The organism is Hominimerdicola alba (assembly GCF_900112155.1).
In the GTDB taxonomy this organism is placed as follows: Bacteria; Bacillota; Clostridia; order Oscillospirales; family Ruminococcaceae; genus Hominimerdicola; species Hominimerdicola alba_D.
The window spans coordinates 42,394-63,871 of record NZ_FOKQ01000019.1 but is presented as its reverse complement, the minus strand read 5'-3'; the positions used below and the strand labels follow the sequence as shown (position 1 = coordinate 63,871).

General features: G+C 47.8%; 23 protein-coding genes. 9 read left to right on the top strand and 14 right to left on the bottom strand.

Translation table 11 applies throughout. From position 1 onward, the window contains the following. The first annotated feature begins 65 nt into the window (after positions 1-65). From guaB to BM265_RS11555, 5 genes are all read left to right on the top strand, one after another. On the top strand, positions 66-1,547 hold the full coding sequence (guaB, locus tag BM265_RS11575) for an IMP dehydrogenase (protein ID WP_074961967.1): 1,482 nt from the start codon (positions 66-68) through the stop codon (positions 1,545-1,547). Between the two features lie 66 nt (positions 1,548-1,613). Continuing rightward, positions 1,614-2,138, top strand: coding sequence for a 2'-5' RNA ligase family protein (locus BM265_RS11570; protein ID WP_074961965.1), 525 nt, complete (start codon positions 1,614-1,616; stop codon positions 2,136-2,138). A 128-nt stretch (positions 2,139-2,266) separates the two neighbouring features. Continuing rightward, positions 2,267-2,773, top strand: a complete 507-nt coding sequence (locus tag BM265_RS11565) for a GNAT family N-acetyltransferase (protein WP_347500934.1) — start codon at positions 2,267-2,269, stop codon at positions 2,771-2,773. Continuing rightward, positions 2,770-3,036, top strand: coding sequence for a hypothetical protein (locus tag BM265_RS11560; protein ID WP_074961961.1), 267 nt, complete (start codon positions 2,770-2,772; stop codon positions 3,034-3,036). Before BM265_RS11565 ends, BM265_RS11560 begins: the two co-directional genes overlap by 4 nt. 60 nt (positions 3,037-3,096) lie before the next feature. Further along, complete coding sequence (locus tag BM265_RS11555; protein WP_074961959.1) at positions 3,097-3,888, top strand: putative ABC transporter permease; 792 nt, start codon at positions 3,097-3,099, stop codon at positions 3,886-3,888. A gap of 45 nt (positions 3,889-3,933) precedes the next feature. Here the strand turns inward: BM265_RS11555 and cbiB are convergent, their stop codons facing one another. Next, the gene (gene cbiB / locus BM265_RS11550) at positions 3,934-4,923 is read right to left on the bottom strand and encodes an adenosylcobinamide-phosphate synthase CbiB (RefSeq protein WP_074961957.1); all 990 of its coding nucleotides are present in this window, start codon (positions 4,921-4,923) and stop codon (positions 3,934-3,936) included. Positions 4,924-5,201: 278 nt separating this feature from the next. On the opposite strand from cbiB, the gene BM265_RS11545 reads away from it, so the two are divergent. The 4 genes from BM265_RS11545 (at position 5,202) to BM265_RS11535 (ending at position 9,719) form a co-directional block, all read left to right on the top strand. Beyond that, positions 5,202-8,624, top strand: a complete 3,423-nt coding sequence (locus tag BM265_RS11545) for a DNA polymerase III subunit alpha (RefSeq protein ID WP_074961955.1) — start codon at positions 5,202-5,204, stop codon at positions 8,622-8,624. A 12-nt stretch (positions 8,625-8,636) separates the two neighbouring features. Beyond that, entirely contained in the window at positions 8,637-8,804 is a 168-nt protein-coding gene (locus tag BM265_RS20095) for a hypothetical protein (RefSeq protein WP_177219583.1), read from the top strand. 188 nt (positions 8,805-8,992) lie between these two features. Continuing rightward, on the top strand, positions 8,993-9,484 hold the full coding sequence (locus BM265_RS11540) for a YqeG family HAD IIIA-type phosphatase (RefSeq protein WP_074961953.1): 492 nt from the start codon (positions 8,993-8,995) through the stop codon (positions 9,482-9,484). 43 nt (positions 9,485-9,527) lie between these two features. Then, on the top strand, positions 9,528-9,719 hold the full coding sequence (locus BM265_RS11535) for a hypothetical protein (protein ID WP_074961951.1): 192 nt from the start codon (positions 9,528-9,530) through the stop codon (positions 9,717-9,719). Between the two features lie 58 nt (positions 9,720-9,777). Here BM265_RS11535 and BM265_RS11530 read toward each other — a convergent pair whose 3' ends face one another. The 13 genes from BM265_RS11530 to ftsY all read right to left on the bottom strand — a co-directional run bounded on the left by BM265_RS11530 (position 9,778) and on the right by ftsY (position 21,457). After that, complete coding sequence (locus BM265_RS11530; RefSeq protein WP_074961949.1) at positions 9,778-10,809, bottom strand: transglutaminase domain-containing protein; 1,032 nt, start codon at positions 10,807-10,809, stop codon at positions 9,778-9,780. A gap of 18 nt (positions 10,810-10,827) precedes the next feature. Next, positions 10,828-11,973 carry a dockerin type I repeat-containing protein gene (locus BM265_RS11525; protein WP_074961947.1) on the bottom strand — a complete coding sequence of 382 codons (1,146 nt, stop codon included), beginning with the start codon at positions 11,971-11,973 and terminating at the stop codon, positions 10,828-10,830. Between the two features lie 93 nt (positions 11,974-12,066). Further along, positions 12,067-12,906, bottom strand: coding sequence for a 16S rRNA (cytidine(1402)-2'-O)-methyltransferase (gene rsmI / locus BM265_RS11520; protein ID WP_170844243.1), 840 nt, complete (start codon positions 12,904-12,906; stop codon positions 12,067-12,069). Then, entirely contained in the window at positions 12,906-14,066 is a 1,161-nt protein-coding gene (locus tag BM265_RS11515) for an amidohydrolase (protein WP_074961945.1), read from the bottom strand. Before BM265_RS11515 ends, rsmI begins: the two co-directional genes overlap by 1 nt. 224 nt (positions 14,067-14,290) lie before the next feature. After that, entirely contained in the window at positions 14,291-14,464 is a 174-nt protein-coding gene (gene rpsU / locus BM265_RS11510; protein ID WP_002847085.1) for a 30S ribosomal protein S21, read from the bottom strand. 462 nt (positions 14,465-14,926) lie between these two features. After that, the gene (leuS, locus tag BM265_RS11505; protein WP_074961943.1) at positions 14,927-17,356 is read right to left on the bottom strand and encodes a leucine--tRNA ligase; all 2,430 of its coding nucleotides are present in this window, start codon (positions 17,354-17,356) and stop codon (positions 14,927-14,929) included. A 96-nt stretch (positions 17,357-17,452) separates the two neighbouring features. Further along, positions 17,453-17,824, bottom strand: coding sequence for a ribosome silencing factor (rsfS, locus tag BM265_RS11500; protein ID WP_074961941.1), 372 nt, complete (start codon positions 17,822-17,824; stop codon positions 17,453-17,455). A gap of 118 nt (positions 17,825-17,942) precedes the next feature. Continuing rightward, positions 17,943-18,521, bottom strand: a complete 579-nt coding sequence (yqeK, locus tag BM265_RS11495) for a bis(5'-nucleosyl)-tetraphosphatase (symmetrical) YqeK (protein WP_074961939.1) — start codon at positions 18,519-18,521, stop codon at positions 17,943-17,945. 2 nt (positions 18,522-18,523) lie between these two features. Beyond that, positions 18,524-19,135, bottom strand: a complete 612-nt coding sequence (nadD, locus tag BM265_RS11490) for a nicotinate (nicotinamide) nucleotide adenylyltransferase (RefSeq protein WP_242940830.1) — start codon at positions 19,133-19,135, stop codon at positions 18,524-18,526. Beyond that, entirely contained in the window at positions 19,132-19,428 is a 297-nt protein-coding gene (gene yhbY / locus BM265_RS11485; protein WP_074961937.1) for a ribosome assembly RNA-binding protein YhbY, read from the bottom strand. The genes nadD and yhbY overlap by 4 nt, the downstream gene beginning before the upstream one ends. Positions 19,429-19,499: 71 nt before the next feature. Continuing rightward, positions 19,500-20,078: an RdgB/HAM1 family non-canonical purine NTP pyrophosphatase gene (gene rdgB / locus BM265_RS11480; RefSeq protein WP_081358438.1), complete on the bottom strand. Its 579-nt coding sequence runs from the start codon at positions 20,076-20,078 to the stop codon at positions 19,500-19,502. Next, positions 20,078-20,551, bottom strand: a complete 474-nt coding sequence (locus BM265_RS11475) for a hypothetical protein (protein ID WP_074961933.1) — start codon at positions 20,549-20,551, stop codon at positions 20,078-20,080. The genes rdgB and BM265_RS11475 overlap by 1 nt, the downstream gene beginning before the upstream one ends. Beyond that, positions 20,552-21,457: a signal recognition particle-docking protein FtsY gene (gene ftsY, locus BM265_RS11470; protein WP_074961932.1), complete on the bottom strand. Its 906-nt coding sequence runs from the start codon at positions 21,455-21,457 to the stop codon at positions 20,552-20,554. Positions 21,458-21,478 lie beyond the last annotated feature (21 nt).

Here is a 21,478-nt window from a genome sequence, read left to right as displayed (position 1 = left end):
TGTATCATTATATGATATTATAAGTAAATAAATTAACACCGAATTACAATGTGGGAGGTAATGTTATGCTCGATACTAACGCAAACAGCAAGTTCGGAAAAGAAGGTCTCACCTTCGACGATGTTCTCCTTATCCCCGGAGAGAGCGATTGTACACCTGACATGGTGGACTTACACACCCATCTTACCAAGGACATCGTCCTTAACACACCTATCATGACCTCTGCTATGGACACTGTAACAGAGTCCAAGATGGCTATAGCTATCGCCCGTGAAGGCGGCATAGGCATAATCCACAAGAATATGACCATCGCTCAGCAGGCTGAGGAAGTTGACAAGGTAAAGCGTTCTGAAAACGGCGTTATCGTTAATCCTTTCTCCCTGACAGCTGACAGGACCGTTGAAGAAGCGGACAAGCTGATGGGCAAATACAAGATATCGGGTGTTCCGATAGTTGATGAGAACGGCAAGCTGGAAGGCATCCTCACCAACAGAGACCTCCGCTTCATCACCGATTTCTCTATGAAGATAGGCACAGTTATGACAAGGGACAACCTTGTTACAGCTCCTGTTGATACAGACCTCAACGGTGCAAAGAAGATACTCATGCAGCACAAGATCGAAAAGCTGCCTCTCGTTGACAATGAGGGTCACCTCAAGGGTCTTATCACCATAAAGGATATCGAAAAGGCTGTTCAGTATCCTAATTCTGCAAGAGATGCCAAGGGCAGACTGCTCTGCGGCGCTACTGTAGGCATGACACAGGATATCCTCGAAAGAGCAGGCGCTCTTATCGATGCTCAGGTAGATATACTCGCACTGGATTCCGCTCACGGTCATTCCAAGAACGTTATCGAATGCCTGAAGAAGCTGAAGTCCAACTTCCCGAATATACCCGTTATCGCAGGCAACGTTGCAACTGCTGAAGCTGCAAGAGCTCTCTGCGAGGCAGGCGCTGACGCTATCAAGGTCGGCATAGGCCCCGGATCTATCTGCACCACCAGAGTTGTGGCAGGTATAGGCGTTCCTCAGATAACTGCTGTATACGACGCTGCTTGTGCAGCTGCTGAGTACGGTATCCCTGTTATCGCTGACGGCGGTATCAAGTATTCAGGCGATATCGTAAAGGCTCTGGCTGCAGGCGCAAGCGTTGTAATGCTTGGCTCACTGCTTGCAGGCTGCGATGAAGCTCCCGGCGAGACCGAGATCTATCAGGGCAGACAGTTCAAGGTATACAGAGGCATGGGCTCTATGGCTGCTATGGCTAAGGGTTCCAAGGACAGATACTTCCAGACCAACTCCAAGAAGCTTGTTCCCGAGGGCGTTGAGGGTCGTGTTGCTTACAAGGGTCCCGTTTCCGATACCATCTTCCAGCTGGTTGGCGGTATCAGAGCAGGTATGGGCTACTGTGGCTGCCACACTGTTGCTGAACTGGGCGAAAAGGCTAAGTTCATCCGCATAACAGGTGCAGGTCTGAAGGAGAGCCATCCTCACGATATCTACATCACCAAGGAAGCTCCCAACTACTCTGCAACCTCAGGTATGTAATTCAAACAAATATTCAAGGCAGGGGCGCTTGCCCTTGCCTTGTTTTTATAATGTGAGGTAATTATCATGGCAGACAAGGCTCTTTACGTGCTTGCAGGATATGATGACAAGACCGAAGCATATCTTTCGGGAATACAGGATAAGCTCTATAGTCTGGGATTTTCGGGCTTTCATACCAAAAATATCCCAATGCATATAACGCTGGGTTCTTTCCCCTGTGATAAGGAGGAAGAGCTAAAAAAACTCGTGAGGAAAACTGCTTATGAAGTCAGCGCATTTGATGTGACTGTCAACCACGTCGGGATATTCGGCGGAGCGCAGGTGCTTTTCGCAGCCCCTGATGTAAGTCACGATTTGCTTTCTCTGAAAGAAAGATTCGGTGACAGCACCAACTGGACAGCTCACACTACTTTTCTTATCGATGCCCCGGAAGTCATCTACAAGGCACTGCCCCATGTAATGGAAGATTTTTCAACTTTCGGCGGAAAGATAACATCACTGCACCTATATGAGTTTTTCCCCACAAGGCATATACTTGCCGTCAATCTGAAAGACAGCCAAACCAAGAGTAACCCAATGGATAAGCGCTGAGAAAACTCAGCTGAAGTAAACATTTGATATTTTATAAGAATAATGAGGCTCAGACACTTGACCTGACCTCATTTTTTTGCTATAATATAAGGAGATATTACGTGAATATTAAAACAAAAAGAATTATTATGAGAGAATACACGCTCGAAGACTTCGATGCGCTGTACGAGATACTTTCCGACGAGGAGACCATGGCGCATTATCCAAAGCCTTTCGATGAAGAAAGAGTGCGCAACTGGATACTCTGGAACATCGACAACTATAAAAAGTACGGCTTCGGTCTGTGGGCGCTGGTGCTGAAAGAAACAGGTGAATTCATAGGCGACTGCGGACTTACCATACAGAATATAGACGGCGAACAACTCCCCGAGATAGGCTACCATGTGCATAAAAAGTACTGGCGCAGAGGTCTTGGCAAGGAAGCCGCACAGGCTGTCCGCGACTGGGCTTTTGAGAATACAGATTACGATGTGCTGTATTCATATATGAAGTATACAAACACAGCTTCGTATAAGACCGCTCTGGCAAACGGCATGAAAAAGATAAAGGAATACCCCGACGAGAAAAACAAGATATCCTACGCCTGCGCCATAACACGCAGGGAATGGGAAAAACTGAAAGGTATCACAACATGACTAAAACAAAAGCTATCGTCAAAAAATGGGTGATCTGCACCCTGATCTTTACAGCGATAATAATACCCACTGCGATATTTTCGGATAAAATAGGCAAACCTTTGACGATCATACTTGTGATCGTATCCTTTATAGTTCTATTCTTTGCCTCCATACCGTCCTTCGGTCACAGCGACCGTCAGGAGATACGCGAGGAATATGAGGAAGCACAGCGTTTTGAGGAATACAAAAGGCGCGAAGAATGGAAAAACAAGACCCTGTAAATGACCCTGATATTTCACAAGAACTATATACAAACTTGACATTTACTAAGGAGGAAGCTTATGCTGCCATTCATACAGAACGCCTACCTGTTTGCCTTGGGCAGCATGATAGGCTGGGTATTGGAATTTTTCTACCGTAAGTTTTTCGACCCCGTCAACGTTGAGCGAAAATGGCTCAACCCAGGTTTCCTTACAGGTCCGTATCTCCCGCTTTACGGACTTTCACTGCTGCTGCTTTTCTGGATGAGCAGGATAGAGCGTTTTATCCCGATAGATAACAACTACCTGCGAAAAGCCGTATTATTTGTTATAATGGCAGCCTGTATCACCGCATTGGAATACTTCACGGGACTGATATTCATAGTCAAGATGAAGATAATGCTGTGGGATTACACGCAGTTCTGGGGCAATATAAAAGGCATAATCTGCCCGATGTACAGCTTTTTCTGGCTGCTGCTTAGTCTGGGCTACTGCTTCTTCCTTGACCCGCCCATAACCCACACCGTGGAACTGCTGATAAATAACCTGCAATTCACTTTCTTTGTCGGTCTTTATTACGGCGTGTTCCTTATCGACCTGGCCATCTCGCTGAATAACATGGTGAATATAGCCGAGTTTGCCCGCGAACACAATATCATCGTAAAGATAGACGAACTCCGTGCACAGATCGAAGCCTTCCGCGTAAAAACCTTGGGAAGCGCCCATTTCTTCGTACCTCTGAGATTCTCCGATACACTTCATAACAGTCTGGAACGTTACAGAGAATTCCGCGAGAATTTCAGCGTGGGAAATATCCGAGAGAATATCAAAGGCAATATCCGAGAGAACATTGATAAGATAAAGCGAAAATAATATAAGGCTGCCGAAACGGCAGCCTTTTTTATCGGATATAAATTTTTACTTTATCAGCTGGGTCGTCAGAATATATGCCGCTACACGCATAACAGCGGCAAAAAGCATAGCTGCTGCGCCTGCGCCTGTCACAAGCTGATTTACCCAGAACACATCACCTGCGGAAATTGGGTGAAGTGCATCGCCTATGCGCTGACGTCTTGTCAGCACCCCGTTTCTTATCTCGTCACCGCCAAGCTGGATATCCAGCGCACCTGCGGCTACTGCCATAGTACAGCCCGAATTTGGGCTGAGGGAACGCTTTTTGTCTCTGAGATATATCTCCTGAGCATTTTTCTTGTCCAGCCTTAGGAAAGCTGCGTCCCAGCGCATAAATGCTGCCGCAAGCCTTGCGGGTATGAACATCACGATATCATCAAGCTTTGCAGCCACACGTCCGAAGTGCAGATGTTCCTTGTCTCTGAAGCCAACAGTATTGTCCATGATGTTGACAACTCTGCAGAAAACCGCCCCGGGTCCGCCGAAAAGGCAAGCCCAGAACATGGGACCTACAATCATATCCACTGCATTTTCGGAAGCCGTTTCCACAGCACATTTAGCACATTCGGAAGCATCCATGCTTTCAACATCGCGGTCGGTGATATTCCTTAGATGTCTGCGGGCACCATCGGCATTGTTTGTTCTTAACGAGCGGAAAACACCCATCAGCCCACGTCTCATCGCCTTGCCCGATATAGACACCCAGCAAAGCAGACCCTCGGCAATGATACCAACTATCACATTCAGCTTGTAGCAAAGCAGCAAAAATGCCAGACTTGTACCCATGCATATCAACAGGGTCATTACCACAAACATTATACCCGCCATATTCTGTGCATCAGGTGAGTCGAGATAAGCATTTTTCAGTATGATCTCCAGCTTTTTCACCATGCGCCTGACAAGCTCGGCAGGATAAAAACTGTTATTTGGGTCACCCAGTATCATATCCAGCGAAAACCCAAGTGCAAGCGCACACAATGAATTCATTATCATCATAGACTTTTTTCTCCCATATAATACCGACGTATTTCCGACAGTATAAGATAAGTATTGTCATATACAGTCATTATAACATATTTTTAAACAAATGTAAAGACACCAAGAAGTAAAAATCGGTTTTATGCGCTTTTTACCAAATAACGTATACCCTATTGGCAAATGCGGACAAATGTGCTATAATATAAAAGATATACTGCCGCATCACACGGCGGCTGAGTTTTGTTCGGCGCTCTTCTTGTCTTTGACCGAACAGCCAGACCAAAGGAGGACTTCCCTTGCCCGATTTCGTTCATCTTCATCTGCACAGTGAATATTCGCTGCTGGACGGCGCCTGCCGTATCGACAGACTTGCCGCACGTCTCAAAGAGATAGGTCAGACTGCCTGCGCAGTTACCGACCACGGCAATATGTTCGCTGAGATAGAATTCTATAATACCATGAAAGCCGCGGGGATAAAGCCCATACTTGGCTGCGAGGTATACGTGGCACAGGGCAGCCGCGTGGACAGGGATTCCCGAGATGGCAAGCCCTATCACCTGATACTGCTGTGCGAAAACGAAACAGGCTACCGCAATCTGATAAAGCTGGTATCCCTTGGCTATACAGAGGGCTTTTACAGCCGTCCGCGAATCGACCTTGAACTGCTGAGAAAGTACCACGACGGTCTGATATGCCTTTCGGGGTGCATAGCAGGCGAACTTGCACGTAAGATAACCAACGGCAATTACAAGGGCGCTGTGGAAACTGCCAAACTCTACCGCGATATTTTCGGTGAAAATAACTACTTCATCGAGATACAAAAACACCGCGACCCTGCCGAGCAAAGGGTCATGCCATCGCTGATACGGCTTGCAGATGAAACAGGCATACCCCTCTGCCTTACAAATGACTGTCACTATCTGCGGCGTGAGGATTCTCAGGCACAGCAGGTGCTGATGTGTATATCCACTGCCACCACCACCGATGACCCTGCCATATCCTTTCCAAGCGATGAATTCTTCGTAAAGTCAGCCGACGAGATGGCTGAACTTTTCCCCGCACAGCCCGAAGCTATGCTGAACACTGTCCGCATAGCCGAAAGGTGCACTGTGGAGATAAACTTCGGAAGCACTGTTCTGCCTTACTTCGGCATTGAGGGAGTAAAAGACAACGCAGAGTATCTCCGCAATATGTGCCGCGAGGGACTTTACAGGCGTTACGCCGAGCCCTCAAAAGAAGCTCTTGAACGCATGGAATACGAGCTTTCGGTCATAAACGGCATGGGCTACACAGACTACTATCTAATAGTATGGGATTTCATAAACTACGCCAAAAGCCACGATATCCCTGTTGGTCCCGGCAGAGGTTCGGGCGCGGGAAGCCTTTGCGCCTACTGCATCGGCATCACCGATATCGACCCGCTTAAATATGACCTGCTGTTTGAACGTTTCCTAAACCCCGAAAGAGTTACCATGCCCGACTTTGATATCGACTTCTGCGTTGAGGGCAGGCAGAGAGTCATTGATTACGTTGTTGAAAAATACGGTGCTGACCACGTTGCACAAATAGCGACTTTCGGCACACTTGGTGCAAAGCAGGCACTCCGCGATGTTGCAAGGACTATGGGCGAGCCCTATGCCACAGGTGACAAACTGGCAAAAGCCGCTCCACGCTCAATGGCGCTGAGTGTTTCGGTGGAAAAGATACCCGAGCTGAGAGATATGTACAACAGCGATATGAAGCTCAGGAAAATAATCGATACAGCCATACTAATAGAGGGTATGCCGAGGAACGTTTCCACCCATGCGGCAGGCGTTGTTATCACAAAAGAGCCTGTTGACTTCTATGTGCCGCTGTATGCCCGCGACGGTGCAGTTTCCACCCAGTACACCATGACGGTGCTTGAACGGCTGGGGCTTTTGAAAATAGATTTTCTGGGGCTGAGCAACCTTACTATAATCAAGCACTGCTGTGACGAGATAAAAAAGACTCACCCCGACTTTGATATCGAGCATATCCCGCTGGACGACAAGGCAGTCTACGAAATGCTCTCCCGCGGCGAGACAGAGGGTGTTTTTCAGTTTGAATCAGGCGGAATGACGGCAACTATAATGAAGCTTCGCCCATCGGGTATAGAAGACCTTATCGCGGTGCTTTCGCTGTACCGTCCAGGACCTATGGATTCCATACCGAACTATATCCGCTGCCGCCACGACCCAAAACTCGTGACCTACAAGCACCCCATGCTCCGCCCGATACTTGAAGTCACCTACGGCTGTATAGTCTATCAGGAGCAGGTAATGCAGATATTCCGCTCACTGGCGGGGTACTCATTCGCAAGGGCTGACCTTGTAAGGCGTGCCATGTCGAAGAAAAAGGCTGATGTGCTTGAAAACGAGCGCAAGGCTTTCGTGTGGGGCGATGATGATGTCTGCGGTGCGGTAGCCAACGGCGTACCCGAAAAGACAGCCAACGAGATATTCGATGAGATGACAAGCTTTGCCAGTTACGCATTCAACAAATCCCATGCGGCGGCATACGCTACTGTAGCTTACAGAACAGCTTATCTTAAATGCCACTTTTTCAAGGAATATTTCTCGGCGCTGATGACGGACGCTATCAACGAAAGTACGGAAAAGCTTTACGGATACATCTCAGCCGTTAAAAAGCGGGGCGTGGCTGTGCTCCCCCCGGATATCAACAAGAGCTTCGGCGGTTTCAGGGGCGAGGGCGATTCCATACGCTTCGGACTTCTGGGGATAAAGGGGCTTGGAAGCAATTCGATAGCTTCGATAATAAGAGAGCGTTCCCTCAGCGGCGAATTTGTCAGTCTACAGGATTTCTGCCGACGTATGCAGGGCAGGGATATCCACACCAAAACAGCCGAAGCCCTGATAAAAGCGGGGGCGATGGATTCTCTGCCGCTGAACAGGCATGAAAAGCTGATAAACTGCGGCGTGATACTTGGCGACCTCAGCAGGTCGGCAAACGACAGACTTGAAGGTCAGCTGGACTTTTTCAGCAGCGGTTCAGGCGGTGGAGATCTTGAAAAGCCACTCATTGATGCAGAGGAGTTTTCATCGGAAGAACTTCTCGCTTTCGAGCATGAAGCGCTGGGAATGTATCTTTCAGCCCACCCCATAGACCCCTGCGAGCCTTTTGCAAAAGCGGCGGGCTTCACGGCGGTAAGGACTATACTTGACGCAGGACTGAGCGGCGAGGGCAAAACGGCTGATATACTCGTCATGGTGACAAAGAAACGCGCTTTCGCCACCAAAAAAGGCGATATGATGTGCTTTGCCGCCTGTGAGGACAAGTCAGGCGAGATCGAGATGGTGGTATTCCCGAAAGTATACATGGCTACAGGCAAACTGATAAGCGAGAACGCAGTCCTCCACGTAAGGGGCAAGGTATCGGTGAAAGACGACGAACCCCCGAAGATTATGGCTGACCTTGTGGAAACAGGCGAAAGATTCGTAACACAAGCGCTGGGCATGGGGATATGTCTGCGACTGGATTCAAGGGACAAGCCCCGACTTGAAGCATTGAGCGCGGCGGCACACAAATACGCCAGCGAGAGCGGCACCGGGCTGACGGTCTATTTTTCAGACCTGAACCGCCGAACCGCCATAAAAGGCGCCCGCAGGATACGAATAAACGACAGGATAATGAACGAACTCACCGAGATAGTCGGCGAGGGCAACACAGCATTCGGATAAGGAGAATAAACTATGGGACCTATAATTTACAAAGTTGCAAGGATAGACGGCGATTACGCTCATCTTACAAACACCGAAACAGGCGAGGATATCCTCGTTGCGATGGCACTTCTGCCCGATGAGACAGACGAAGGCATGGTGCTCAGGTGGGAGAATTTTGAATACAGCGTGGAGGATTAACCGTATCGCAACTAACTTCAAACACAGCGTATGCAATTATTTCTTCATCAAGTATGACCCCGAACCTGACATAAGTCATCTTTAATACTATTTATCGGGTGAGGGAGCCGCGTGTCCGCGCGAGGGCTTTACTTTTATCGAAAAATATGCTATAATTACTTTATAAGATAAAAGGCAAAGGTGAATATATGATATTTTTTTTCAAACCGACATATGTTTTTGACAAGGTGAAGGATATTACTCCCGATTTTCTTAAAAAGCATGGTATAAAAGGGCTTCTGCTCGACCTTGACAACACACTGACTACCCACAACAATCCCGTTGTGCCGCAGTCGAGCCTTGACTGGATAGAGCTTATGAAGCAGAGCGGCATAAAGCTGATGATAGTATCCAACAACCACGCACCGAGAGTTACACCCTTTGCACAGCAGCTGGGTATCAACTTTGAGTGCGAGGGCGCAAAGCCCCTTACTTTCGGGTACAGCAGAGCTATTAAGCGCATGGGGCTGAAAAAAAGCGAGGTTGCCGCCGTTGGCGACCAGATATTCACGGATATAATGGGGTCAAACCTCAAGGGTATACGCTCGTTTTTCGTTTTTCCCATCAAGCCCGAGGAAAGCCTGCCTTTCAGGTTCAAGAGAGCCTGCGAGAAGCCGTTTCTGCCAAAGCTGAACAAGTAGCTTACGGTCGGAAGGACCGAATAAATAAACGGAGGTATGTAACATGAGTGATTTTTTCAGAGAGCTTATAGGAGTCAAATGCAACTTTGCCACCAATGACGGTGAGTACCGCAATTATGTGCTGAGAGATATCTCAAACGAATGGATAGTTGTTGAAAAAGGCGCAGAATCAGTATATCTCAATCTTTCTCACGTTATTTCCATCAAAGTTGCAAACAGCAAGGAAGAAGCATGATCTTCTGACACAGGACAGCAAAAAGCCCGTGCATCACGCACGGGCTTTCTTATTTCGATCAAAATACAAACATATATCCTGCGGCGGCTACCTTATCGCCTATCTGCATGCGCTGCCACTGGCAGATACAGCTGCCGTGGTTTTTGGAGAACTCTTTCTGTGCTTTTTTGAGCATATCTCCGCCTATCTGCGAGGCATTAAGATACGTCTCCGAATCATCGGCTTCTTCAAGCGACCAGCCCTCAGGGTCTTCGGGAATGATATACACATTCATGGAACGCTTATCAAATGCGGCTTCCATAACATTAACTATATCCTCGGTGGAACTAACTGTTACAAGTTCGTGTGCGGCGTAGCTGTCCTCATCTGTATCGCAGACAGGGTCGCTGCTGCTGTCCCAGAGGTGACGGTCAGCCATTACCTCCTTTGAGGTGTTGAAATACTTGTGCTGTTCGGGTCTGCCCTTACTATCCGGTACAGGGTCGTCCCAGGTAACATCCATATAGTACCAGTGACCGTTTATCTGCACCATGTTCCATGCGTGTGCTTCATTAGCGTCAGCAGCCGCAAGTGTGGAAGTGCAGGGTATCTCCAGCATATCCATGAACATATTGAACGTAGTGGTATATCCGCTGCATATGCATTTGCCGTCAACAAGTGCGCCGTAGGGGTCGGCGGCGTGTTCGCCGTGTTCTTCAAATATGCCCAGCATATTTATATCATAGGTGACGTTCTGCACGATAAAATCGTGTATCGCAAGTTCCTTGGCATAATCGTCCATATCATCGGTGATAACTTTATCGATAACATACGATGCCCTTTTGTATATCTCTGTCTGCATCTCATCGAGACCCGAGGGGTCGCCTGCAAGATACGCCTTTGATATGGGTGTCCAGTCATAGAGGGTGTCTTCCTCATCACTTGTGGTATCCTCAGCCGGGCTGGGAGTGTCATCTGCCTTGGCGGTGACTGCTGTTGTCTCGGCAGTGCTTTCCTCTGCCGAACTGTTTTCTGCTTTTTCGGGTGTTTCAGAACAGCTGCCCAGCATGAGCGCTGCCGCGAATATCGCTATCGTTTTGTTTCTTCTCATCTTTATTCTCCTGTCTTTTTATTTTGCCTTGCCTTTGACAATGGCAGCTATCTTTGTAAGGTCGGTGATATTCACCTTGCCGTCGCCGTTCATATCGGCATACTTAAAGTTTTCTTCACTGAGGAGCTTCTTGCCTTTTATATTGGCAGCGGTGATCGTGATATCGGTAATGTTGATAAACCCATCGCCGTTGACATCACCCTTTACTCTCGATTTTTTTATCGCAGAAGCGTCATAATCCGTATCCGAGATATCGGGGAGCTCAATAAAGAACCGCATGGGGTCATCTGTCGGGACATCGACTGTGTGATCTTTGCTCATGGTGTTTTCGCCCTTTGCAAAGTAGAAATCTGTCTCCAGCATATCGTTCCAGGTGCAGTCAACATAATAACATTTGCCGTCATCAAGCCTTACTGCGTTCCATGCGTGGTCACCGCCTTCGGCTATGCCCGAAACGATATAATTGTCGATGTCAAGATAGTTAAGCACAGCCTGATATACCCTTGCATAGCACTCACAAACACCCTTGCCGTTCTGACAGGCACCCAGAACATTGTGCGCCCAAGCCTCACGTTCGGGTTCACCGTATGTGTCATATGCAAATTCCAGGTCTTCATTTATAGCATCATGAACTATCTTTGCTTTTTCATAATCCGAACCTGCATCCTCGGCTTTTTCGGCTACGCTTATGATATAATCCATTATATCCTGCTGAGCCTGAGCCCTTGTGCTGCCATTTGCATAGCTGCTGTCAGATATCAGATAAAAATTCGTCTTATCCCCTACCATCATACAATCAGTAAAATAATAAAGTGGGAAATCGTTCCTGAAAGTCAGGTAGACTATGCCGACAGTATTATAATCAAGACCGTCGTAGGGAATAGCTGCATAGGTGTGGTATACCGATATTTTGTCAAGAGTCTTGTTGGTATTGCACCATAGCTCTGCAGCGGCTTCGCACATACGGTCATAGGCTGCCTGCAGGGCTTCGCCGTTTTCCATAGTGCCCAGATAGTCATAGCCTGCCCTGCTTCCGCAGTCCAGCAGAAAATTGTTGCTGTCCTCAGCCGCAGGTATACCCGCAGCGGCTGCGCTGATGCCACTAACAGCCGTAGCTAATGTCATTACCGCTGCTGCGGCAAGTGCAGTTATCTTCATTTTCATTTTTACCCTCTCCTAACTAAGTCGGGAATAACATTTACTGAAAACCCGCAGGTGCGGTACGAATGGGGGCAGTCAACTTTGAACACTGCTGCCTTATCGGGAATTATCCTCCACCAGCATAGCATAAAGCTCGCCTTTTGAGAATCCTGTTGACTTCGCTATCTCACGGCAGGCATCTGTGCCGCGCACGCCCTTTTCCACAAGAGCCTTCACCTGCTCATATGCCTTTTCTATTGTATCAGCTTCTTCTGTATCCTCGGGGGCAGCACCCTCGATGACAAGCACGAACTCGCCCTTTGCGGTTTTATTGTCGGGATACATCTCCAGCGCCTGCGAAAGTGTTGTGCGTATCACTTCCTCGTGGAGCTTTGTAAGCTCTCGGCACAGAGATATACGCCTGTCGCCGAAATAATCCAGCATATCTCTCAGGGTCTTGTGAAGCTTGTGGGGTGCTTCGTAGAATATCAGGGTTTCCTCAGCGTCACGCACCTGGGCTAAGTGATCGAATCTCTGGCGCTTGTTTACCGAGAGAAAGCCCTCGAACCTGAACCTTGATGTATTCAGTCCGCTTATTGCCAGTGCGGATATTACCGCCGATGGTCCCGGAACTACCTCGACTTTGATATCATTCTCGGCGCAAAGCTTCACCAGCTTCTCACCGGGGTCGGATATACAGGGCATACCCGCATCGGTGACGATAGCGGCATTCTCTCCGCCTATCAGCCTTGCGAGTATCTGCTCGCCAGCCTTTGCGGCATTATGTTCCTGATAGCATATCAGCTGTTTTTTTATCTCAAAATGGTTCAGCAGTTTAAGAGTGACACGGGTATCCTCGGCACAGATGAAATCCACATTTTTAAGGGTCTCAACTGCACGGAATGTCATATCCCCAAGATTGCCTATGGGAGTTCCCACAACATAAAGCTTGCCCATCAGACCTTATCCCTCCCCACTGTTTTTCCGCCTATCATCACAAGGACGGGACTGCTCATTACCTCGAATGGGTTGCCCTCAAAAAGTACCAGATCGGCATCTTTTCCAACTTCGACAGAACCTGTTCTGTCGAATATCCCCGCGATCTTTGCGGGTGTGCAGGTCACGGATCTGAGACCGTCATAAAAGCTGAGACCATGCTTTATGCAGATACCCACCGATATGGGCAGATACTCTATAGGTACTTCCGAATGATCGGTGCATACCGCAACTTCAAGACCATGGCTTTTAAGCACAGCCGCATTTGCTGGAGTAAGTCCTGCCATTTCGGGCTTGCATCTGTCGCATATCACAGGTCCCACAACACAGCTGACCTTTTCATCAGCAAGTTCTTCCGCTATGATGTGACCATCGGTACAATGGATAAGGGTGTAGTCAAGGTCAAACTCATTTGCTATCCTGACCGCGGTGAAGATATCATCTGCGCGGTGGCAGTGGAAATGCGCCTTTATCTCACGTCTAAGCAGAGGAAGAAGAGCTTCCATAGCGCTGTCATAGTCGGGCAGGTCGCTTTCGCTCTCAGCCTGCTCGATATCCTGCATATATCTCTGCGCCTTATAAAGATTATCCCTGATAATGCTTGCCACAGCCATTCTGGTTGCGGGGGACTGCTCGTGATCCATATAAGTCAGCTTGGGATTTTCACCCAGCGCCAGTTTCATGCCCACGGTCTTGACGACCATTTTATCTATGCGCTTGCCTGCTGTCTTTACAGCGGCTATACTGCCCGCTATGGGGTTTGTTGACCCGGGAGATACTATAACGCAGGTGATGCCCGCCTGCCTTGCCATCTCAAAGCTGTGGTCTATGGGGTTTATACCGTCGATAATCCGCAGCTGAGGTGTGCAGGGGTCGAATTCCTCGTTCAGGTCTTCACCCTCGATGCCAACGCCTGCCGAAGTCAGACCCATGTGGGTATGTGCATCGATGAATCCCGGGTAAAGGGTCATTCCTCTGCCGTCGATATCATCCTCACCGCACTCCGAGGGACTTCCCTCTTCCACCGCTGTGATAATGCCGTTTTCAACTGTGACAAAACCATTATCTATCACGCGGTCATTATCGTCCATCGTATATATCCTGACATTTTTTATGCGCATTTCATTTCCTCCGACGTATTTGGTTAAATATATTATATCATACAAATTTATATATTTCAAGCCCCCTAGCCCGGGGCATCGTTTCCCTCGCCCTGTACATTGCAATACAGGTAACTCTCGCAAGGCTCGGGAACAGGTGTTAGTGTATATGACAGCTAAAGCTCGGTTTAATTTTGAACAGCAAAAAAGCGGACACATTATGTATCCGCTTCCTGATGTCATTATCAATACTTGCGCTTACGAGCAGCTTCGGACTTCTTCTTACGCTTTACCGAAGGCTTTTCGTAGTGTTCTCTCTTACGGACCTCAGCGATAACGCCGTCTCTTGCGCATGATCTCTTAAAACGCTTAAGAGCGGTATCCAGAGTTTCGTTCTTGCCAACACGAATTTCTGCCAAAATGTTTCCCTCCCTTTGCCACCTATGACAGAGGTAATCCTCCGACCGCTCCCGCACACCGCAAGGGTGATAGTGAAGGTCTGCTAGTGCAAACTTAAACGCTTTACGCTTTCTCTGTCTAAGATATGCGAGAACCTTGCAGCCGAAATAATTACAAGATAAATTATACTATATTTTGCCTGAAAAGTCAATAGCATTGAAGAAAAATTTAAAAATTATCTGAAAATATTTTCGTTCATAATTTGGTTATTTTGACAATAAAATACACGACTCACATAAAATCGAATTGATTCAGAAGGTCATAGTATACCTCGCTGTGACGCTGTTTTGTTCTTCAATGTCTGTATGCTGTACAATCATAATATATTTCTAACAGGTTCTGCACATTATCCTTAATTTTCACGAAAACGAGCATACATCAACAGGAAGATGCCTCAACCGAAGCATCTGCCTGAATTGTACTTATTTAACTACGATGTTAACCAGCTTGTTGGGAACGACTATCTCCTTGACAACGTTCTTGCCTTCCATGACCTTAGCAACTGCTTCATCAGCCTTAGCCTTTGCGAGAACGCTTTCCTTATCCTCGTCCTTGGCGATGTTCAGCTTAGCCTTGATCTTGCCGTTGACCTGTACGACTATCTCAACGGTATCCTCTATCAGCTGTGCCTCGTCGTAGGTAGGCCACTTCTCGAATGCGATGGTATCATTATGACCCATGATGCTCCAGATCTCTTCACCGATGTGGGGCGAAATGCAGGAAAGCATCTTGATAAGACCCTCAGCATACTCTCTGGGGCAGGTGCCGTTCTTGTATACTGCATTGACGAATATCATCATCTGTGCGATAGCTGTGTTGAATGCCAGTGTCTCGAAATCGTCGGTGACTTTCTTAACAGTCTGGTGGTATACCTTTGTGAGTGCGCCGTCGTTATCGTCGGTGAGGTTCTTGTCCTCAGTGAAGAAATTCCATACACGGTTGAGGAACTTCTTTGCGCCCTCAACACCGCTCTGGCTCCAAGGCTTGGAGACTTCCAGAGGTCCCATGAACATCTCGTAAAGTCTCAGTGTATCAGCACCGAAATCTCTGATGATATCCGAAGGATTTACAACGAACTCAGGGAAACGCTTGCCCATCTTTATGCCGTTTGAACCCAGTATCATACCCTGATGAACCAGCTTCTTGAAAGGCTCCTTGGTAGGTGCAAGACCCTTATCATAAAGGTATCTGTTCCAGATACGTGAATATATCAGGTGACCTACGGTATGCTCAGGTCCGCCGATATAGAGGTCAACAGGCATCCAGTGCTTCAGAAGCTCGGGGTCTGCGAACTGCTTATCATTTTTGGGGTCGATATATCTCAGGAAGTACCAGCTTGAACCTGCGCTTCCGGGCATAGTAGATGTTTCTCTAACGCCATTTACGCCGTTGCGGTCGTACTGCTTCCACTCTGTTGCATTTTCAAGAGGAGCCTTGCCGTTCTTGCCCTTGTAGTCATCAAGCTCGGGCAGTACCAGAGGCAGCTCTTCATCATCAAGTACGTGAATGCCGTTCTCGGTGTGTACCACAGGTACAGGCTCGCCCCAGTATCTCTGACGTGCAAATATCCACTCACGGAAATGATAGTTAACAGTGCGCTTAGCTCTGCCCATCTTTTCCAGCTTAACGGTGATAGCTTCCTTGGCTTCCTCAACGGTAAGACCTGTGAACTCCTCGGAATTTATCAGCTTGTAGCCCTTGCCGAGATACTCGCCCTTTTCCATAGCAGCTTCGGAAACGTCAATGTGACCGTCCTTGCCGTCAATTACCTGTATCATATCTATGTTGTGAGCAACAGCATACTCAAAGTCACGCTGATCGTGGCTTGGCACTGCCATTACCGCACCAGTGCCGTAGCTTGCAAGTACGAAATCGCCGATGAACATACGAACTTCTTTGCCGTTAACAGGGTTTATACAAGTAACGCCCTTCAGCTCGCAGCCCGACTTTGTCTTGTTGAGTTCGGTACGATCCATATCGTTTTTCTTCTTGGTCTCGTCGATATAAGCCTGAACTTCCTCGCGGTTCTGTACTCTGTCAAGAAGTCTCTCGGTTATCTCGCCATCGGGAGCCAGTACCATGAAAGTGATACCGTAGATGGTCTCGATACAAGTGGTGAATATGGAGAACTTTCCGCCGCCGACGATATCGAACTCTACCTCAACACCTGTGGATTTGCCTATCCAGTTGCGCTGCATACTCTTTGTAGACTCGGGCCAGTCGATCTCGTCAAGACCTTCCAGCAGCTTTTCAGCGAAAGCAGGCTGGTCGATTACCCACTGCTTCATGTTCTTTCTTACAACAGGGAAACCGCCGCGCTCGGATTTGCCGTCGATAACTTCATCGTTGGAAAGAACTGTACCCAGTTCCTCGCACCAGTTTACGGGCATATCTATATACTTAGCATAGCCGTCAAGATACAGCTGCTTGAATATCCACTGTGTCCACTTATAAAAAGCAGGGTCAGAGGTCGCAAGCATCTTAGACCAGTCATAGTCAAAACCCAGCTCCTTCAGCTGCTTGGAGAAAGTCTTGATATTCTCCTGAGTGAAGCCGTTGGGGTGATTGCCTGTATTTACAGCATACTGCTCTGCGGGCAGACCGAAGGAGTCATAACCCATTGGGTGCAGTACGTTGAAGCCCTGCATACGCTTCATACGCGATACTATATCAGTAGCGGTATAGCCCTCCGGGTGACCAGCATGAAGACCCACGCCCGAAGGATAAGGGAACATATCCAGCGCATAGAACTTAGGCTTGCTGAAATCCCATACATCAGTCTTGAAAGTTTCATGCTCTTCCCAGTACTTCTGCCATTTCTTTTCAATGGCACTGAAATCGTAATTGCTCATATTGATTCATCTTCCTTAATTTTAGTATATGCTTCCAATGAAGCAAAAAATCCGTTTACTATTATAGCATAGTTTTCCTAAAATGTAAAGCCGGCGTTAGGACTCCTTTGTGATGAACTTGGAGATATCTACCTCTTTGCCGTCTGTCCAGAGTCTTTCCAGCTTGTACTGGTCGCGTGTTTCCTTGTTGAAAACGTGTACCACGATATCGCGGTAATCCAGCACTATCCAGTTGTTGGGACCGTAGCCCTCGGTATGATGAGGCTCGATGCCCTGCTGAGAGAGCTTGAACTCAACTTCTTCAGCCATAGCCTTTGTCTGCACGGTAGAACCGCCGTTTGCTATGATGAAGTAGTCTGCAAGTATCGTAAGGTCGCCTATGCCTATCGCCTGTATATCTTCTCCGCGCTTTGAATCCAGCGCCTTGACTGCAATTTCGAGTTTCTGCTCGGTTGTTAACTCTGCCATGTTATTCCTCCTGATTTCGGTTTGTTTTGAACTTTATTATATCACGACTTCCTGCCATTGTCAATTTGTGTTCCATGCAGCAAGTCCTCGTATTTGACAAATAATTATGAATTATAGATCACTTCTTGTACTTTATGTACTCGTTGTATGCGTCAAGGGTGGCTGTGGGAATAGTGTTGCCCTTGCTGACGGAATCCGATATGGAAAACCTCAGCGCTTCGCACATGGCGCGTTCAAGGCTCTTGTCAGCCAGCTTGCGCATACGGTTAACGTCCTTGTAATCCCTGTCAGCGGATATCAAGTCGGCAAGATATATTATAACATCCAGCTTGCTCATGTTCCCTGCTGCCACGGTATGCCTGCGTATCGCAAGTATTATCTCTTCATCGTGTATATCGAAAAGCTTCTGTATCAGTTCCGCTCCCGCTATCGCGTGGAAAAGCGGGGCTGCTTTTGTTTCTATCTCGCTGACATCCAGCGCCGAAGCCATCACAAGTTCAAGCTGTTCATCAGCGGGAAGTTCCTTTGCAATATCGTGCAGAAGTCCTGCCGTGTATGCCTTGTCGGTATCTCCGCCATACTTTTTGGCAAGCTCCACTGCGGAAAATGCCACATTCAGCGAATGGGTGTACCGCTTTTTCGATAAATGCTCCCTGAGATACTTTTTGTATATCCCTATCTGCTTGGATTCTTTCAATTTTACCCCTCACGCTTTCTGTAAAGACCTTTGCTGTTTATATACTTTCTCACCCTGCTGTCAAGATACTCCTTGCAGTCATCACCCTGAGCGATAAGCTTTCTCAGCTGTGAACTGGAGACCTCAAAAGCTTCGGCGGGAAGTATCTTTATCTCTCCGCCTTTTGCGCGAAGTTCTTCTGCCGCCGCTTCAAGCTCATCACTGTCACCGCTGTACCTAGTCAGACATATCAGCCCTGCCAGTGTGAGTATCTCCTCATAGCAGTACCACTGTGTAAAGCTTGTCAGCATATCACTGCCCATTATGAACCACAGCCTGTCCCGGGGATACATCTTTTTCAGATGCCTGAGCGTCAGCACGGAATAACTCTTGCCTTCCTGACGTATCTCGTAATCGCTGACTTCGATATCATCCTGTCCCGAAAAAGTCAGCCTGCACATTTCAAGCCTGTCCTCGGGTGAAGCCATATCGTCCCGCTGTTTGTGTGGCGGTATCCTGTCGGGCATGACTATAACCTTGTCAAGTCCGCCCAGAGTTTTTGCAAGCTCCAGCAGCCTTGCATGACCCTTGTGTATCGGGTCGAAAGTGCCGCCGTATACGCCTATATCCATCATTTGCTCTTGAACTTGATAACAGGATCTTCCTCGTTGCGCTTATAAAGCACCAGATTTGAACCTATCACCTGAACTACCTCAGCATTGATCTTTTCTGCCAGTTCCTCAGCTGCTTCCCTTGCGGTGTACAGCGAGTTATCCAGCACCTTTACCTTTATTATCTCGTGTACCCTGAGATAATCGTCTATCTGAGCGATCTGCGCATCATTAAGACCGCCCTTGCCTATCTGGAATGACGGCTTCATTTTCATTGCTATACTTTTAAGTTCTGCTCTCTGCTTAGTTGTTATCATATTCTTTTCCTTTCATTATATCATCGAGCCTGTCGAATATCCTCTTCCGTGATTTGGAAGCTCATTGGATCTCATCTTGCTTTAAGCTTTTCTTCAAGCTGTTTCAGCGCATTTGCTCTGTGTGATACCCCGTTCTTTTCCTCGGCAGGTATCTCAGCAAAGCTTCTGCCCTCGTACATGAACACAGGGTCATAGCCAAAGCCGTTTCCGCCCACTGGCGCACGGTTTATACTGCCGTATACCCTGCCCTCGACACATATCTCGCTGCCGTCGGTATCTATAAAATGTATGGTGCAGACAAAGTGTGCTCCCCTTTTGTCATCGGGAACGTTCTCCATCTTTTTAAGCATATACAAACATCTTTCCTTGTCGTCATCGATGCCGCCGTACCTTGCCGAGTATACTCCCGGTTCGCCGTTCAGCGCATCAACCGAAAGTCCGCTGTCATCTGCCAGTACAGCACAGCCAAGTTCTGCATAAGCCGCCCTTGCTTTCAGCGCTGAATTCTCCGCGAATGTAGTGCCTGTTTCCTCAACTTCAAGGTTCAGCCCTGCCTCGGACTGGCTCATGACCTCATAACCCAGAGGTTCGAGTATCTGCTTGTATTCTCTTATCTTGCCCTTATTGTTGCTTGCTATTACAAGTTTCATTATTTCACTTCCGCTCTATTATTTTCGCCGATGTTATACAGCTCGTTCCACCTGATATCTCCCGCTTTCAGCTTATCCATGAACTCATCGAGAGTACATTCGGCATGGGTCACGTTTGCTGACCTGTCCTGTATCCTCGGCAGTACCGCTATCTTGTGTATCGGTGATGCCTTGAGATAAAACGCAAGTATCGCCCTTACAGTTTCTTCCCATTCGGGAACGGCATAAATCCACGGACTGCCTTTATCCGCAATATCGAAGAAACTCTGTTCAAGAAATATATCATCGGTAAGCCATGCAAAATACCATATGCCTGTAAGCTTGTCGGCAGCTTCAAAATGGTAGAAATCATCGTACATGGCCTCGGAGTTCTCTCTCCTGATATGGCTCTGAAACCGCACTTTGGGTATACTGCGCGGAAAGGAACGCTTTTTCTGTTCACGGCATATTATACCAAAATCGATAAGTATCATTTATTCAAACAGTGCGTCAACAAAATCCTTTGCTATAAATGGCTGTATATCGTCTATCTTTTCGCCCACGGTAACGAGCTTTACAGGTATCTTCAGGTCATCGCAGATAGTGATCACGATACCGCCCTTTGCAGTGCCGTCCAGCTTTGTCAGGATTATGCCTGTGATATCAGCAGCCTCGTTGAACTGCTGTGCCTGATTTACTGCGTTCTGTCCTGTGGTAGCATCCAGTGCCAGAAGAACTTCCAGCGCACAGCCCTCAGCCTGCTGATGTACTATACGTGAGATCTTTTCCAGCTCTTTCATAAGGTTCTTCTTGTTGTGAAGACGTCCTGCGGTATCACAGATAACAACGTCAGCCTGTCTTGCCTTTGCAGCTGTCAGTGCATCGAATACTACCGCAGCAGGATCGGAACCCTCCTTGTGCTTGATAAGCTCAACACCTGCACGTTCTGTCCATACCTCCAGCTGATCGATAGCTGCTGCACGGAAAGTATCAGCTGCTGCCACGATAACGTGCTTGCCCTGGTTTTTCAGCTGATTAGCCAGCTTGCCGATAGTAGTGGTCTTGCCTACGCCGTTAACGCCGATGACCAGTATAACGGAAGGTACTGTTGACATATCAAGGGGCTGTTCCTCGCCCAGCATCTCTGCTATAACTTCTTTCAGGATATCCTTTATCATAGCAGGGTCGGTGATACCCTTCTGCTTTACATAATCGCGCACCCTGTCGCATATCTTCACCGAGGTATTGACACCGATATCAGAGAGTATCAGTGTTTCTTCCAGTTCCTCGAACAGGTCCTCGTCTATCTTTGTAAATGCATGGAGCAGTCTTTCTATCCTGCCCATCATCGATTCCTTTGTCTTTCTCAGACCGTTTTTCAGTTTTTCAAAAAATCCCATTATTACAAACCCCTTTCGGTT

What these genes read in the sequence shown, in the direction of transcription:
- BM265_RS11525 (WP_074961947.1), bottom strand. Translation starts at nt 11,973, where the DNA reads ATGAAAATGAAGATAACTGCACTTGCCGCAGCAGCGGTAATGACATTA.
- rsfS (WP_074961941.1), bottom strand. Translation starts at nt 17,824, where the DNA reads ATGGCAGAGTTAACAACCGAGCAGAAACTCGAAATTGCAGTCAAGGCG.
- rsmI (WP_170844243.1), bottom strand. Translation starts at nt 12,906, where the DNA reads ATGGGCAAGCTTTATGTTGTGGGAACTCCCATAGGCAATCTTGGGGAT.
- ftsY (WP_074961932.1), bottom strand. Translation starts at nt 21,457, where the DNA reads ATGGGATTTTTTGAAAAACTGAAAAACGGTCTGAGAAAGACAAAGGAA.
- BM265_RS11535 (WP_074961951.1), top strand. Translation starts at nt 9,528, where the DNA reads ATGAGTGATTTTTTCAGAGAGCTTATAGGAGTCAAATGCAACTTTGCC.
- BM265_RS20095 (WP_177219583.1), top strand. Translation starts at nt 8,637, where the DNA reads ATGGGACCTATAATTTACAAAGTTGCAAGGATAGACGGCGATTACGCT.
- BM265_RS11515 (WP_074961945.1), bottom strand. Translation starts at nt 14,066, where the DNA reads ATGCGCATAAAAAATGTCAGGATATATACGATGGACGATAATGACCGC.
- BM265_RS11555 (WP_074961959.1), top strand. Translation starts at nt 3,097, where the DNA reads ATGCTGCCATTCATACAGAACGCCTACCTGTTTGCCTTGGGCAGCATG.
- leuS (WP_074961943.1), bottom strand. Translation starts at nt 17,356, where the DNA reads ATGAGCAATTACGATTTCAGTGCCATTGAAAAGAAATGGCAGAAGTAC.
- cbiB (WP_074961957.1), bottom strand. Translation starts at nt 4,923, where the DNA reads ATGATGATAATGAATTCATTGTGTGCGCTTGCACTTGGGTTTTCGCTG.
- nadD (WP_242940830.1), bottom strand. Translation starts at nt 19,135, where the DNA reads ATGATGGATATAGGCGTATACGGCGGCACTTTCGACCCGATACACAAG.
- BM265_RS11570 (WP_074961965.1), top strand. Translation starts at nt 1,614, where the DNA reads ATGGCAGACAAGGCTCTTTACGTGCTTGCAGGATATGATGACAAGACC.
- rdgB (WP_081358438.1), bottom strand. Translation starts at nt 20,078, where the DNA reads ATGAAACTTGTAATAGCAAGCAACAATAAGGGCAAGATAAGAGAATAC.
- BM265_RS11475 (WP_074961933.1), bottom strand. Translation starts at nt 20,551, where the DNA reads ATGATACTTATCGATTTTGGTATAATATGCCGTGAACAGAAAAAGCGT.
- guaB (WP_074961967.1), top strand. Translation starts at nt 66, where the DNA reads ATGCTCGATACTAACGCAAACAGCAAGTTCGGAAAAGAAGGTCTCACC.
- yhbY (WP_074961937.1), bottom strand. Translation starts at nt 19,428, where the DNA reads ATGATAACAACTAAGCAGAGAGCAGAACTTAAAAGTATAGCAATGAAA.
- BM265_RS11530 (WP_074961949.1), bottom strand. Translation starts at nt 10,809, where the DNA reads ATGAGAAGAAACAAAACGATAGCGATATTCGCGGCAGCGCTCATGCTG.
- BM265_RS11540 (WP_074961953.1), top strand. Translation starts at nt 8,993, where the DNA reads ATGATATTTTTTTTCAAACCGACATATGTTTTTGACAAGGTGAAGGAT.
- BM265_RS11565 (WP_347500934.1), top strand. Translation starts at nt 2,267, where the DNA reads ATGAGAGAATACACGCTCGAAGACTTCGATGCGCTGTACGAGATACTT.
- BM265_RS11560 (WP_074961961.1), top strand. Translation starts at nt 2,770, where the DNA reads ATGACTAAAACAAAAGCTATCGTCAAAAAATGGGTGATCTGCACCCTG.